At 50.2% G+C, this 16,354-nt stretch carries 7 protein-coding genes; all 7 read left to right on the top strand.

All coding sequences use genetic code 11. The features are described from left to right. The first annotated feature begins 4 nt into the window (after positions 1–4). A complete protein-coding gene (locus Q5076_RS05040; protein ID WP_303011335.1) occupies positions 5–2,041 on the top strand; it encodes a family 20 glycosylhydrolase in 2,037 nt (678 codons plus the stop codon). A gap of 7 nt (positions 2,042–2,048) precedes the next feature. After that, positions 2,049–2,714 (top strand): SGNH/GDSL hydrolase family protein, encoded by a 666-nt coding sequence (locus Q5076_RS05045; RefSeq protein WP_303011338.1) that lies wholly within the window; start codon positions 2,049–2,051, stop codon positions 2,712–2,714. Then, positions 2,714–5,869 carry a cyclically-permuted mutarotase family protein gene (locus tag Q5076_RS05050; RefSeq protein WP_303011339.1) on the top strand — a complete coding sequence of 1,052 codons (3,156 nt, stop codon included), beginning with the start codon at positions 2,714–2,716 and terminating at the stop codon, positions 5,867–5,869. Before Q5076_RS05045 ends, Q5076_RS05050 begins: the two co-directional genes overlap by 1 nt. A 434-nt stretch (positions 5,870–6,303) precedes the next feature. After that, a complete protein-coding gene (locus tag Q5076_RS05055) occupies positions 6,304–8,898 on the top strand; it encodes a glycoside hydrolase family 2 protein (RefSeq protein WP_303011340.1) in 2,595 nt (864 codons plus the stop codon). 38 nt (positions 8,899–8,936) lie between these two features. Continuing rightward, a complete protein-coding gene (locus tag Q5076_RS05060) occupies positions 8,937–11,261 on the top strand; it encodes a glycoside hydrolase family 20 protein (RefSeq protein ID WP_303011341.1) in 2,325 nt (774 codons plus the stop codon). Continuing rightward, positions 11,261–13,333, top strand: coding sequence for a family 20 glycosylhydrolase (locus Q5076_RS05065; RefSeq protein ID WP_303011343.1), 2,073 nt, complete (start codon positions 11,261–11,263; stop codon positions 13,331–13,333). Before Q5076_RS05060 ends, Q5076_RS05065 begins: the two co-directional genes overlap by 1 nt. A 228-nt stretch (positions 13,334–13,561) precedes the next feature. Beyond that, positions 13,562–16,312 (top strand): SusC/RagA family TonB-linked outer membrane protein, encoded by a 2,751-nt coding sequence (locus Q5076_RS05070; protein WP_303011344.1) that lies wholly within the window; start codon positions 13,562–13,564, stop codon positions 16,310–16,312. Positions 16,313–16,354: the final 42 nt, after the last annotated feature.

Consider the following 16,354-nt stretch of genomic DNA (forward strand, 5'->3'; position numbering starts at 1 on the left):
TGCCATGACGGGTAAACTGACAGTATTCATTTGTTTTTTTATTAACTTATACACAATTTCAGCGGTACGGGCAGGTGAAAACCACCTGCTCCCCTTGCCGCAAAAGTACGTTTCTCTCAATACCTCTTTTCGATGGGGCGAAGTAAGGCTTTCCACGCCTGTACTTCAACGGGAATGGGAAGATTTTATCCTCGAAATGAAAGGAACGGTTTCACCGGAAGCCGCCCGTTCCGTTGAGGTAAGATTATCGGCCTCATTGCCCGAAGTTCCGGTGAATCAGGAGGAAGCCTATAAACTGGACGTTACCGGAAAGCGGATTGTCATCGAGGCTGTAACGGTTCGTGGCATCTATTGGGCGATGCAGACGTTGAGGCAACTGGTGGAGAAGAAAAGGACGGGAATGCAGGTTCGGGGCTGTGCCATTGTCGATTGGCCGGCTTTCCGCATCCGCGGATTCATGCAGGACGTGGGGCGCAGTTATGTTTCAATGGAGGAACTGAAACGGGAAATAGCCGTATTGTCCGGATTTAAAATCAATGTTTTTCATTGGCATCTGACTGAGAATCAAGCTTGGCGCCTGGAAAGTAAGGTTTTTCCGATGCTCAATGACAGTGCGAATATGCTCCGGATGCCCGGCAAATATTATACTTTGGAGGAAGCGAAAGAGCTGGTCGCATTCTGCAAGGCGCATCAGGTGATGCTTATCCCGGAGATAGATATGCCGGGGCATAGTGCGGCGTTTGTCCGCGCTTTCCGCCATGACATGCAGAGCCCGGAGGGAATGAAGATTTTGAAACTTCTGCTGGATGAGGTTTGTGAAACGTTTGATGTGCCTTATCTTCATATAGGAACGGATGAGGTGAAGTTTACGAATCCCCGGTTTGTGCCGGAAATGGTTGCCTATATACGTTCCAAAGGCAAGAAGGTGATTTCGTGGAACCCGGGATGGCATTATAAACCGGGAGAGGTTGACATGACTCAGCTTTGGAGTTACCGGGGGAAAGCGCAGGGAGGGATTCCCGCTATCGACTCCCGTTTTCACTATCTGAATCATTTCGATACGTTCGGCGATATAATCGCTTTATATCATAGCCGGGTTGGTAATGAAGAGCAGGGGAGTGACGGGATTGCTGGGACGATTATGGCGGTTTGGAATGACCGGCTGGTGGGTTCCGAACGGGAAATGATTGCCGGGAACAATTTTTATCCGAATATGCTGGCGATGGCGGAACGGGCATGGAAAGGCGGGGGAACCGAATATTTTGACAAGCGGGGAACGATGCTTCCTACGGACAGGCAGTCGGAACCGTTTCTGGAGTTTGCCGATTTTGAACGTCGCCTGTTATGGCATAAGGAACATACGTTTGCCGGCTATCCGTTTGCATACGTCCGGCAGACTGACGTGAGATGGAATATCACAGAGGCCTTTCCCAACGGCGGTGATTTGGGGCGTTCCTTTCCGCCGGAGGAAACCCTGCGAACGGGAGAAGTCCTGCCAAACAGTTATGATTATGAAGGGAAGGTTTACCAGGTCCGTCCGGCCGTTGGCGCAGGAATTTACCTGCGTCATGTGTGGGGTACATTGATGCCTGCATTCTATAAAGAACCGAAAGAGAACCATACGGCTTATGCCTATACTTATGTTTATTCTCCTAAAGAACAGACCGTGGGGCTGTGGGCGGAATTTCAGAATTACAGCCGTTCGGAGGCGGACCTTCCTCCTTTGCCGGGTAAGTGGGACTATAAAGGAAGCCGCATCTGGATTAATGACCGGGAAATACTTCCTCCGGTTTGGACGGCCGTTCACCGGACCAGGAGCTATGAAATAGCTTTGGGCAATGAGAACTGCGTGGTGCGCCCGCCCATAGAGGTGAACCTGCACAAGGGTTGGAACAAGGTTTTCTTGAAATTGCCGGTCGGAAAATTCAACACTCCTGAGGTGCGGCTGGTAAAATGGATGTTCACCGCGGTTTTTGTCACTCTTGACGGACAGAAGGCTGTAGACGGGCTTGTTTATTCTCCTGAAAGAAATTTGAAATAAAACGGATATGAAAAAACTTTTTCTTTTGATGGTTCTGATGTCACTGCCTCTTGTCTGCCGTGCGCAGGAACGCAAATATTCGACATTTTATTATCAGCGCGCCACGTTGTTCGAGCAACTGCCCGTTACCTCCAGGGACATTGTTTTTTTAGGGAACAGCATTACGAACGGAGCCGAATGGGGAGAACTTTTCAATGACAGTCGCGTGAAAAACCGGGGAATCAGCGGAGATGTCTGTATGGGGGTATATGACCGGTTGGATGCCATATTGAAAGGAAATCCCGCCAAGATATTCCTTCTGATTGGTATTAACGATGTGAGCAGGGGAACTCCGTGCGACACTATCGTTGCACGTATCGGTATGATTGTGCGGAAGATAAAGATGGATTCTCCGAAAACGGAATTGTATGTGCAAAGCATCCTTCCGGTGACCGACTGTTATAAAATGTTCCGGGGGCATACTGCCCGTTGGCGGGATATTCCTGAAATCAACGGGAAGCTGGAGGTTTTGGCGGAGAAGGAGGGAGTTGCCTATATAGATTTGTACTCTCATTTTACGGATAAGAAAACCGGAAAGATGAATGAGGATTATACGAATGACGGCCTGCATCTTTTGGGGGCAGGCTATCTGAAATGGGTGGAGATAATAAGGCCTTATGTAGAAAAGAAATGATGAGAAAGAGTATAATATTATTATTCTGTTTGTTCGTTTGCGGGGTGGTATTCGCTCAAAAACGGGTGAAAGTGGCATGTGTCGGAAACAGTATTACGTATGGCGCCGGCTTGTCCGACCGTGCGACGCAGGCTTATCCCGCGCAGTTGCAGCAGTTGTTGGGTGAACGTTATAAGGTCGGGAATTTCGGGAAGTCCGGGGCTACTCTGCTGAATAAAGGGCATCGCCCGTATATCGGACAGGAGGAGTATCGGAAGGCGCTCGATTTTGCTGGTGACATCGTTGTCATCCATTTGGGAATCAATGACACTGACCCCCGTGACTGGCCGGGCTATCGCGATTTCTTCGTAAAGGATTACCTGTCTCTGATAGACTCTTTCCGGCAGGTGAATCCGGATTGCAGGATTCTGATTGCGAGGCTGACGCCGATTGCCGACCGCCATCCCCGTTTCGAATCCGGTACACGCGACTGGCACGGCCAAATCCAACAGGCCATTGAAACGGTGGCGCGTTATGCCGGAGTCCGGTTGATAGATTTCCACGAACCGCTTTATCCTTATCCTTTCGTCCTGACGGATGGCATACATCCCAATGCCGAAGGTGCGGGGATGCTTGCAAAAACTGTTTATTCTGCAATAACCGGCGATTACGGCGGGCTGCGGTTATCCGGACTTTATACGGATAAGATGGTGTTGCAGCACGGTTGTCCGCTGACTATCCGCGGAATGGCCGACGCCGGGGAGAGGGTAACGGTCGGCATAGCCGGTCAACGGCAGACGGTGGAAACCGCTTTCGACGGGAAATGGGAAGTTACTCTCCAGCCTTTGAAGGCCGGCGGTCCCTATACGTTGACTGTCTGCACCGGGAAAAGGAAGCTCCGGTACAATGATGTGCTGGCAGGTGAGGTTTGGCTGTGTTCCGGGCAATCCAATATGGAATTTATGTTGAAAGCCGCTTCCACCGCCGGGCGGGATATTCCCCGTTCGGGCAATCCCGGCATCCGTCTGTTCGATATGAAAGCGCGTTGGATGACATATCCGGTGGAGTGGGAAAGTTCGGTTCTCGATTCTTTGAATCATCTTCAATATTACACTGCCGCGAAATGGGAAACGTGCAGTCCGGAAACCGCCGCCTCTTTTTCTGCTGTGGCGTATTATTTCGGAAAGATGCTTCAAGACAGCCTGCAAGTGCCGGTCGGCCTGATTTGTAATGCTGTGGGCGGTTCGCCTACGGAATCATGGATTGACCGGAATTCTTTGGAGTATCATTTTCCCACTATTCTCCGTGATTGGAAGAGGAATAATTTTATTCAGGATTGGGTGCGCGGACGGGCCGGCCTTAATATAAGGAAGGCGACGGATAAATTGCAGCGCCATCCTTATGAGCCTTGTTATTTGTACGAGTCCGGTATCCGCCCGCTGGAGCAATATCCTATTAAAGGGGTGATATGGTATCAGGGCGAATCGAATGCCCATAACTATGAAGCCCATGAGAAACTTTTCAAGTTGCTCGTCGGCAGTTGGCGCAAAAACTGGAATAACGAGTCTCTGCCGTTCTATTATGTGCAGCTATCGAGCATCGACCGTCCCTCATGGCCTTGGTTCCGTGATAGCCAGCGCAGGATGATGAGGGAGATTCCCCATACGGGCATGGCTGTTTCCAGCGACCACGGCGATTCGCTGAATGTGCATCCGGTAAATAAGAAACCGGTGGGAGAGCGTCTGGCCCGCTGGGCATTGAACAAGACTTACAACAGGTCTCAGGTGATTCCTTCGGGTCCGCTGTTCCGTCAGGCTGATTTTCGCGACGGCGCCGTTTATGTCGCTTTTGATTATGCCGAAGGTTTGGGAACTTCGGACGGTTCTCCGATACGTACTTTTGAAGTGGCGGAGACGGAGGGGCTTTATTTTCCGGCAACGGCAGAGGTAATGGCGGAGTCTGCATGTATTAAGGTATATAGCAACCGAGTGAGGCGTCCCCGTTATGTCCGCTACGGCTGGCAGCCTTTCACCAGGGCGAATCTGGTAAATGAAGCCGGGCTGCCCGCTTCCACTTTCAGGGCCGAAGCGCCGGAATCTTTCATCCGGGGTGTCCGGTTGCAGAAGATGAAGGGTTTCCCGGAGTCGGAGAGAGGTATCGGTTCAGGCGTTTCCGCCTGTTATGCGGGGACCTTGGACGGGAAGTTATTCGTGGCAGGCGGTTGTAACTTTCCCGGAACACCTGCCAGCGAAGGCGGAAAGAAGAAATATTACCGGGGTATCTATGCGGCGGAAATGAATCCCGATTCTCTGTTGTTCTGGCGCAAGGTCGGCGAACTTCCTTCGCCTGCCGCATACGGTGTTTCCGTATCTTGTCCTGACGGTATTGTCTGTGCGGGCGGTATGAATGGCCGGGGTGCACTGGCTGCCGTTTACAAAATCCGGTGGGACGAAAGGAAAGGCAAGGTTGCCTTGGAGACATTGCCTGATTTGCCTTACGCATTGGATAATATGTATGGGACTCTGGTTGGTAACCGTCTTTTCATCACAGGTGGAAACAGGAATGGAAAACCTTCGAATTCTTTTCTTTGCCTTGATTTGGACAATCTTGAGGCAGGTTGGCAAAGTCTTCCCGAATTTCCCGGAGCAGCACGGGTGCAACCTGTCTGTGCCGGACAACGCAAGGGTGACGAAACCCGTATCTACCTGTGGGGAGGATTCGCGGCTTCCGTAGATGGCAGACCCGCTACGCTTTCTACCGACGGTTATTGTTATTCGTCCGTTTCCCGGCAGTGGACTCCCGTAGCTACGCCGGCGGGAGATGACGGGGAAACTGTGTCTTTGGGTGGTGGAATGGCCGTTGCTGTGAATGACAGTCTGATTCTTTGCACGGGCGGAGTGAACAAAGATATTTTCCTTGCGGCTCTCCGGCATCCTGAAAAGGATTACCTCCTTCATCCTGTGGAATGGTATAAGTTCAATGACCGGATATTGGTGTATAACGCTAATCGGAATATTTGGCAGGAGGTTGCCCGTACCCCGCAAACGGCTCGTGCCGGAGCTGCATTGGCAGGGTGGAATAAAACTTTTTACAATATAAACGGAGAATTGAAACCGGGTGTACGTACTCCTGAAATTATAAAGATTACGGTTGAAACACGGGACTTTGCCGAATAAAGACACGACGGTCGGAGAAAAAACGATAGTTGGGAAGAGTAAAGAGACAACGTTCGTAAGGGGCTGAAAAGATAACGTTCGTAAGAGGTTGAAAAGACAACGTTCAGGAAGAAGTTGGAAAAGACAATATTCAGAAAAAATTAAAGAAGAAACAGTCGAAAACATAAGAATAATGCCGGTTTCTAAAAGTATCTGTTACACCGGCTTTGTCAAAGCATCCTTTCTTTAGCCTGAATAGATTAAAGAAGGGATTTTTTACCGTGTTTTTCACAGTATTCCGGATAACAGATGTTTTTTTCTTCCATTATTCCGGCATTTTATATTTTCTTCATTCCTGACCGATTGGCAGATGTACTATATATTTTGTTAAATTATCTGTGAAATCTAAAGGAAAAATAATATCTTTGACACCGTTAATATCTAATACCCCCACTATGATGATTAATTTGACCGGAAGAAAAGCTCAAATAGCGTGCGGACTACTCTGCTGTTGCAGCTTGGCCTATGCCCAAAGCAATGATAATTCGGAAGTTTTGACTTTGCACACAGGTTGGGAGTTTTCTCAAGCAGGCACAGAGCTGTGGCGCGCTGCCGAAGTGCCCGGTACGGTGCATCAGGACCTTATTCATCATAACCTCATTCCCAATCCTTTTTACGGTACTAACGAACAGAAAATCCAGTGGGTGGAAAATGAAGACTGGGAATACAGGACCGCTTTCACAGTCACCGCCGGACAATTGGAACGTGACGATGCCCAGCTCATATTTGAGGGGCTTGACACTTATGCCGACGTTTACCTCAACGGGGCATTGCTGCTGAAAGCCGACAATATGTTCGTGGGTTATACGCTTCCCGTCAAACAACATCTTCGTCTCGGAGAGAATCTCCTTCACGTCTATTTTCATTCACCCATCCGGCAGACGCTGCCTCAATACGCTTCGAACGGATTCAATTACCCCGCCGATAACGACCACCACGAGAAACATCTGAGCGTGTTCTCCCGTAAAGCTCCTTACAGCTACGGTTGGGACTGGGGAATCCGCATGGTAACCAGCGGGATATGGCGACCGGTGACCCTCCGTTTTTATGATGCCGCCTCTATCAGCGACTATCATGTGAAGCAACTCTCCCTGACCGACCGGGTGGCAAAGTTGTCCAATGAGTTGGAGATAAACAACATACTTCCCCGATCGGTGGAGGCGGAAGTGAAAATCACTGTTTCGTTTGAAGGAGAACAGGAATCCGCCGTCAGCCGGACTGTCACCTTGCAACCCGGTATCAACAGTGTCCGTATCCCTGTGGAAATCCTCTCGCCGGTACGCTGGATGCCGAACGGCTGGGGGAAAGCGGCTTTATACGACTTTTCCGCCCGAATCGCCGTTCAAGGCGATATCGTTGCCGAGCGTTCCCACCGCATCGGCCTGCGTACCGTTCGCCTGGTAAATGAAAAAGACAAAGACGGGGAGTCTTTCTATTTCGAGGTAAACGGCATCCCGATGTTTGCCAAAGGAGCTAACTACATACCGCAGGACGCCTTGCTGACTAACGTAACCGCCGAACGCTACCGGACTCTGTTCAGGGATATCCGGGAGGCGAATATGAACGTTATCCGTGTATGGGGGGGCGGGACTTACGAAGACGACCGTTTTTATGATTTGGCGGACGAGAATGGAATCCTGATATGGCAGGATTTCATGTTTGCCTGTACTTCTTATCCGTCTGATACCGCGTTCTTGAAAAGGGTGGAGGCGGAGGCATGCTACAACATCCGCCGTCTGCGCAACCATCCGTCTCTGGCGATGTGGTGCGGTAACAACGAAATTCTCGAAGCCCTTAAATACTGGGGATTCGAAAAGAAATTCACTCAGGAGGTTTATCAGGAAATGCTCCGCGGTTACGACAAACTTTTCCGGCGGCTTCTTCCCGCCAAGGTGGAGGAGCTGGATGCCGGGCGTTTCTATATCCATAGCTCGCCTTACTTCGCCAACTGGGGGCGCCCTGAGTCGTGGGGGACGGGCGACAGCCATAACTGGGGAGTCTGGTACGGGCGGAAACCTTTCGAATCATTGGACACGGAATTGCCCCGTTTCATGAGCGAGTTCGGTTTCCAGTCTTTTCCGGAGATGAAAACCATCGCTGCATTCGCATCTCCCGAAGACTACCGGCTCGAATCGGAAGTCATGAACGCCCATCAGAAAAGCAGCATCGGCAACGCTCTGATTCGTACGTATATGGAACGGGACTACATCGTTCCGGAACGCTTCGAGGATTTTGTCTATATCGGGCTTGTTTTGCAGGGGCAGGGGATACGCCGCGGTTTGGAGGCGCATCGCAGAAACCGCCCGTATTGCATGGGCACTTTATATTGGCAGTTGAATGACAGTTGGCCTGTCGTATCCTGGTCGGGCATCGACTACTACGGCAACTGGAAAGCCTTGCATTATCAGGCGAAGCGGGCTTTTGCCCCTATTCTCATTAATCCTGTCCAGCAGAATGACAGTCTCGGTATTTACCTGATATCTGACCTTTTGGATACGGCGGACTGCATGACATTGGAAATGAAGATACTCGACTTTAACGGGAAAAGGCAAGGCAAACCGGTACGTCTGGAGTCCCTGACGCTTCCGGCAAACACTTCCTGCTGCGTCTACCGGGTGAAAACCGACACCTGGCTGTCCGGGGAGGAACGCCGGCGCTGCTTCCTGCAACTGGCATTGAAGGACAAAACGGGACGTACCGTAGCGGAAAACGTCTATTTCTTCGAAAAGACGAAAGATTTGCTGCTGCCCGAAACTGCCATAACTTGTAAATTGAAACAGAGCGACGGCAAATGTGAGTTGTCCTTGTTTTCTGCCGGCCTTGCCAAAGATGTCTTTATCGAGGTCCCTGTTCAGGGAGCCCGGTTCAGCGACAACTTTTTCGACTTGTTGCCCGGAGAACGCAAGACGGTTACGATTACCTCTCCCCATATCGGGAAAGGGGAAAAATTGCCGTTGAAAATCAGGCATATTCGTGAAACCTATAATTAAATAATCTATTAGTAACTTAACACTTAATTTTTTAGTTTATGAAACAGCTTTTAAAATTAACCGGGTGTCTGGCGATTGCAGGGCTTTTTGCTTCTTGCCAATCAGCGAAACAGGAGGCTAATTACCAGATTGTCCCTTTGCCGCAAGAGATTGCAACCGTTCAGGGAAAACCTTTTATCTTGAAGGGCAGTGTGAAAATCCTCTATCCGGAAGGAAACGAGAAAATGTTGCGTAATGCGCAGTTCCTGGCTGAGTATCTGAAAACGGCCACCGGAAGAGAGTTTGCAATCGAAGCCGGAAAGGAAGGTAAAAACGCAATCGTATTGTCGCTTGGAGGGGGGACGGAAAATCCGGAATCCTATCAGTTGAACGTTTCGGGCGACGGGGTTACCATCACGGCTCCTACGGAAGCCGGAGTGTTTTACGGCATCCAGTCGTTGCGCAAGTCATTGCCGATTGTGACGGACGAAAACATTGCATTGCCTGCGGTGGAAATTAAAGATGCTCCCCGTTTCGGTTATCGTGGGGCTCACTTCGATATCAGCCGTCATTTTTTTACTGTGGATGAGGTTAAGGCTTATATCGACATGCTGGCTTTGCATAACATGAACCGTCTGCATTGGCATATCACGGACGACCAGGGATGGCGTCTGGAAATCAAGAAGTATCCGAAACTGACGGAAATCGGCTCTCAAAGGAGGGAGACGGTAATCGGACGTAATTCCGGAGAATATGACGGCAAGCCTTACGGAGGGTTCATTACCCAGGAACAGGCGAAAGAGGTGGTGGCTTATGCTGCGGAACGTTACATCACCGTTATTCCGGAAATCGACCTTCCGGGACACATGCAGGCTGCTCTTGCCGCTTATCCGGAATTGGGATGCAGCGGCGGGCCGTACGAAGTGTGGAGGCAGTGGGGCGTGTCTGAAGATGTGCTTTGCGCCGGAAACGACCAGGTTCTGAAATTCCTGGAAGACGTATATAGTGAACTGATTGAGGTTTTCCCGTCGGAATATATCCATGTGGGGGGAGATGAATGCCCGAAAGTCAGGTGGGAACAGTGTCCGAAATGCCAGGAACGTATCAAGGCGTTGGGGCTGAAATCGGACGAACACCATTCTAAGGAAGAACGTTTGCAGAGTTTCGTTATCAACCATATCGAGAAGTTCCTGAATGAGCACGGACGCCGGATTATCGGATGGGATGAAATTCTGGAAGGCGGGCTTGCGCCCAATGCTACCGTGATGTCATGGCGTGGCGAAAAGGGCGGCATTGAGGCTGCAAAGCAGAAACATGACGTGATTATGACGCCGAACACTTACCTGTATTTTGATTATTACCAATCTAAGGATATAGAGAACGAACCTTTCGGTATCGGTGGTTATCTGCCGATTGAGAGGGTGTACAGCTATGAGCCGATGCCTGCTTCCCTTACTCCGGAAGAACAGAAGTATATAAAAGGAGTGCAGGCTAATCTGTGGACTGAATATATTGCTACGTTCCCTCATGTGCAATATATGGTATTGCCCCGCTGGGCCGCCTTGTGTGAAGTGCAGTGGACAAGTCCCGACAAGAAAAATTATGCGGATTTCCTGTCCCGTCTTCCCCGGTTGATTAAGTGGTATGAGGCGGAAGGATACAATTATGCCAAGCATGTGTTTGAGGTGCAGGCCGAATACAAGCCGAATCCTGCCGAAGGGACATTGGATGTTACTTTGTCTACCATTGACGACGCTCCTGTCCATTACACGCTGGACGGAACGGAACCTACCGCGTCTTCTCCTCTTTATGAGGGCGTTTTGCACATTAAAGAGAATGTAACGCTGTCTGCAAGGGCGATTCGTCCTTCCGGGGCGGGCAAAGTGGTTTCCGAGAAGATAGATTTCAGCAAATCCAGCATGAAACCGATTGTCGCCAACCAGCCGATTAACGAGCAGTACATGTTCAACGGTGCCTCTACGTTGGTAGACGGCTTGAAGGGAAACAGCAGTTACCGGACAGGCCGTTGGATTGCTTTCAGCGGCAATGACATGGATATGACTATCGACCTTCAAAAACCGACGGAAATTTCGAGCGTGGCTATATCCGCCAATGTCGCGAAGGGTGACTGGGTGTTTGATGCGAGGAGTTTTTCCGTTGAGGTTTCGGATGACGGGAAGAATTTTACCGAGGTGGCTTCCGAGGAGTATCCGGCAATGAAACAGACGGATAAGGACGGCGTTTATGACCATAAGCTTACATTTACCCCTGTGACTACGCAGTATGTAAGGGTGATAGCTTCGCCGGAACAATCAATGCCTGAATGGCACGGGGGAAAAGGGAAGGCAGCTTTCTTGTTTGTGGACGAAATCAATGTTAATTAATGAAGAGATGGAAAAGATATTCTAAAGTTTGTCTTTTCCTGGGAATAGCGGGGATATGCGCCTTTGCGTCTCCTCTTCAAGCACAATCCGTAATCCCTGTTCCGCTGAAAATGGAACAGGGTACGGGTTCTTTTCTGCTTTCAGGGAAAACAAAACTTTATACAAACCTTCAAGGGGAAGAGGCGAGGCTTCTGGAGGATTGCCTGCATGCTTTCCCGGTACATCTGCAAAAAGGAGAGAAAAACGACGCGCAGAATGTACTTTCTTTGATGATAACGGAGAAAAGCGGACTGTTGCCTTCTCCGGAGAGTTATACGTTGTCTGTCACTCCCGCCCGTATTCTTATTGAAGCTACTTCCGGGGCCGGATTGTTTTACGGGATTCAGACGCTTTTGCAACTGTCGGAACCTTCGGAAGGGGGACGGGTCGTTTCTTCTGTCGAGGTGCAGGATACTCCCCGTTTTGCCTATCGCGGGTTGATGCTCGACGTGTCCCGTCACTTTTTTTCCAAGGAATTTGTAAAGAAGCAGATTGACGCGCTGGCGTATTACAAGATAAACCGCCTGCATCTGCATCTGACGGATGCTGCGGGATGGCGTATCGAAATCAAGAAATATCCGCGTCTTACCGAGTTTGCCGCCTGGCGCACGGATGCCAGTTGGAAAGATTGGTGGAACGGCGGACGCCGGTATATGCGTTTTGACGAGCCGGGGGCTTATGGCGGTTATTATACGCAGGACGACATACGTGAAATCGTAGAGTATGCCCGCCGGCGCTATATCACGATTATTCCGGAGATTGAGATGCCGTCACATTCGGAGGAGGTTCTGGCTGCTTATCCGCAACTTTCGTGTTCGGGCGAGCCGTATAAGAACTCGGATTTCTGTGTGGGGAACGAGGAGACATTCACTTTCCTGGAGAATGTGCTGACTGAGGTGATGGAGCTTTTTCCTTCGGAATATATCCATGTAGGCGGTGATGAGGCCAGTAAAAGCGCATGGAAGACTTGCCCGAAATGCCAGCGGCGGATAAAGGAAGAGAACTTGTCCGGCGTAGACGGCTTGCAGAGTTATTTGATTCATCGGGTTGAGGAGTTCCTGAATGCCCGCGGACGTCATTTGCTGGGTTGGGACGAGATACTTCAAGGCGGCTTGGCTCCTAACGCGACGGTTATGTCCTGGCGCGGGGAGGAGGGCGGCATTGCGGCTGTCCGTTCCGGTCACCGGGCGGTTATGACTCCCGGCGCTTTTTGTTATCTGGACAGTTACCAGGATGCGCCGTATTCGCAGCCGGAAGCTATCGGCGGGTATCTGCCTCTGGAAAAGGTTTATTCTTACAATCCGGTTTCCGACTCGCTTTCTGCGGAACAGTCGAAACTGGTCTATGGCGCTCAGGCTAATCTTTGGACGGAATATATCCGGACTCCGGAACATGTGGAGTATATGATTTATCCCCGTGTGCTGGCATTGGCGGAGGTGGCATGGTCGGCTCCCGAACGCAAGTCATGGGCTGATTTCCGTACTCGTGCGGTAGCGGCGGTATCCGGGTTGAAGGCTAAAGGGTATCATCCTTTCGACTTGGAGAAAGAGATTGGAAGCCGTCCTGAATCCAAACAGCCTGTTACGCATCTGGCATCGGGTAAGAAGGTGATTTACAATTCTCCTTATAGCCCGCATTATCCGGCGCAGGGAGCCGCGGCCCTTACGGACGGCGTATGCGGTGACTGGACTTATGGCGACGGTTCGTGGCAGGGATTCATTGACGCCGGAGGGCTGGACGTGACGGTTGATTTAGGAAGTGAAACGGCCATACGTTCTGTTACCGCGACTTTTATGCAGGTAGTGGGGGCGATGGTTTATCTTCCCGCTTCCGTCATCATCTCTGTTTCCGACGATGGGGTTAACTTTACCGAGTTGAGCAGGCAGACTTTTCCCGTAGACAAGGAAAAGGCTATCCGTTTCAAGGATATCTCATGGAAGGGAGATGCGAAAGGGAGGTATGTGCGGTATCAGGCGCGTGCCGGCGACGAACTGGGCGGCTGGGTATTTACGGATGAGATCATAGTCAGGTAGGGGGTTCCGTGCTCGCGGATACGCGGAACGGTCCGGAACCGCTAAAAGCGGGAATGCCTTGGTCCTGATGCGTTTATAGGTGAAAATAACAAAAAAAGGAGGTATCTGTTCAACAAGATTCCTCCTTTTTTTGTTATTTATTTCAGAGGGAAAATATTTCCCGGCCCAATGACCTATAAACCGGTATTTATAGGTAAGTTTGTATTATTACCTTAAAAACTAATAGTTATGGTACGGCAACACAAAAAACTGACTATTTTAGGCTTTCTTCTGGCAACTTTGTGCGGAAATGGAGGCGTGTTCGCGCAGAAGCCGTCCGTCTCCCGTGCAGATTCATTGATTACGGTAGGGTATGCAACCGGAAGTTTGAAGACTTTGTCCGGTTCTGTGGAGAAGATTACGGAAAGCCAGATGAACAGGGAGCAGATAACCAATCCGTTGGAGGCGATTCGAGGCAGGGTTCCGGGATTGACTATCCAGCGGGGTACGAACGGCCCGGCGGCCCTGGATGCGGTGCGCCTGCGGGGAACTACTTCTCTGACTAGCGGCAATGACCCTTTGATTATCGTTGACGGGGTGTTTGGCGACTTGAATATGCTGGCTTCCATTTACCCCACGGACATTGAGAGTTTTACGATTCTGAAAGATGCTTCCGAGACGGCCCAGTACGGCTCGCGCGGTGCGTCCGGCGTCATAGAGATTACGACGAAAAAGGGAATGCAGGGAAGGACTCAAGTTGCTTATAACGGGAGTTTCGGTATTTCTGCCGTTTATAAGAATCTGAGGATGCTGTCGGGGAATGAGTTCCGGAGGGTGGCTTCCGAACGCGGGATTCCGATTCTGGATAAGGGAAACGACACTGACTTTCAGAAGGAAATAGAACAGACGGGTTTGCAGCAGAATCATCACATTGCTTTCTATGGAGGTTCCGGCGAATCCAGCTATCGCGTGTCTCTCGGTTTTATGGACCGTCAGGGAGTGATTCTGAATGAGGAAATGAAGAATTTCACTTCCAATATGAATATGAACCAGAAGATGTTTGACGGGTTTCTGAATTGCGAGCTGGGCATGTTCGGGTCTATCCAGAAAAACCGCAATCTGGTGGATTATCAAAAGACGTTCTATTCGGCGGCTACTTTTAATCCGACGTATCCGAATCACAAAGACCCCGTTACCGGTTCGTGGGACGGAATCACCGCCGCCAGCCAGATTACGAATCCGCTGGCATGGATGGAGGTGGACGACGACGACGCTACTTCACATATCAGTACGCATGCACGGCTGACTTTCAATCTGACGGAGGAGTTGAAACTGGTATTGTTCGGCGCTTATACTTATAATATCGCGGAGAATTCGCAGTATCTTCCCAAATCGGTCTGGGCGAACGGGCAGGCGTATAAGGAGACCAGGAAGATGGAGTCTTTGCTCGGAAACATGATGCTTACTTATAAGAAGGGATGGCGGAAACATTTTTTTGACGCATTGGCGCTGGCGGAATTGCAAAAGGAGACGTACACGGGATATTGTACGACGGTGAGCAATTTCAGTACGGACAAGTTCGGCTATAACAATCTGCAGGCGGGGGCTTTGCGCTTGTGGGAGGGGACAAGGTCATACTACGAACAGCCTCGCCTGGCGTCTTTCATGGGACGTTTTAGTTATACTTATGCCAGCCGTTATGTGCTGACGCTGAATGCCCGCACGGATGCTTCTTCCAAATTCGGGGCGAACCATAAATGGGGCTTTTTCCCGTCTGTGTCTGCCGCATGGGTGGTTAGCGAGGAGGAGTTTATGAAGCGGTTGCCGGTGGTTGATAATTTGAAGTTCCGTATCGGCTACGGTTTGGCGGGCAACCAGAGCGGAATTGATTCATATACCACATTGAGTCTGATGAAACCGAACGGGGTTGTTCCGGCGGGAAACTCGGCTGTCGTGTCGCTGGGGGACTTGAGAAATACGAACCCTGATTTGAAGTGGGAAGTGAAGCATACGTTCAATACGGGTGTGGACATCGCTTTGTTCGGAAACCGTCTGCTGTTTTCCGCCAACTATTATAATTCCAGGACGACGGATATGCTTTATCTCTACAACGTGAGTGTTCCTCCTTTTACTTACAATACTTTGCTTGCCAATATGGGCGCCATGCGTAACTGGGGGACGGAAATCGCTGTCGGCATCACTCCTCTGAAAACACGGGATATGGAGTTGAATATTAATGCCAACGTGACTTTCCAGCGTAACAAACTGCTTTCGTTGAGCGGCATGTTTAACGGTGAGATGCTTTCCGCCCCCGAATACAAGAGTCTTGCAAGCCTTGACGGTGCCGGATTTCATGGCGGATACAACCACATTGTTTACCAAATGGTGGGCGAGCCGTTGGGGGTGTTTTACCTGCCTCACAGCACGGGGCTGGTTTCTGACGGAAACGGCGGATATGTTTACGGAATTGCCGATTTGAACGGGGGAGGGGTCAGCCTGGAGGATGGCGAGGACCGTTATGTGGCGGGACAGGCGGTTCCTAAAACGATTCTGGGTTCCAATATCAGTTTTCGCTACAAGCGGTTTGACCTTTCGGTGCAGGTCAACGGCGCTTTCGGGCATAAAGTGTATAACGGGACTTCGCTGACTTATATGAATATGAATATTTTCCCCGATTATAATGTCATGAAGGATGCGCCTGCACGGAATATCAAAGACCAGACTGCCACCGATTATTGGTTGGAGAAGGGCGATTATGTAAACTTTGATTATGTCACGCTGGGTTGGAATGTGCCGATTGAGAATGTACGGAAGTTGAAGAAATATGTCCGTTCGTTGCGTCTGGCTTTTACTGTTAATAATCTGGCGACTATCTCCGGCTATTCCGGGCTTTCGCCGATGATAAACAGCTCTACGGTGAATTCCACCTTGGGGGTGGACGATAAACGGAATTATCCGTTGGCGCGTACTTATACGTTGGGATTGAGTATTAACTTTTAATGGAGGACGGGATGATGAAACGGGAAATGACTGATATGCCGG

Source organism: uncultured Bacteroides sp., assembly GCF_958445495.1.
Classification (GTDB): domain Bacteria; phylum Bacteroidota; class Bacteroidia; order Bacteroidales; family Bacteroidaceae; genus Bacteroides.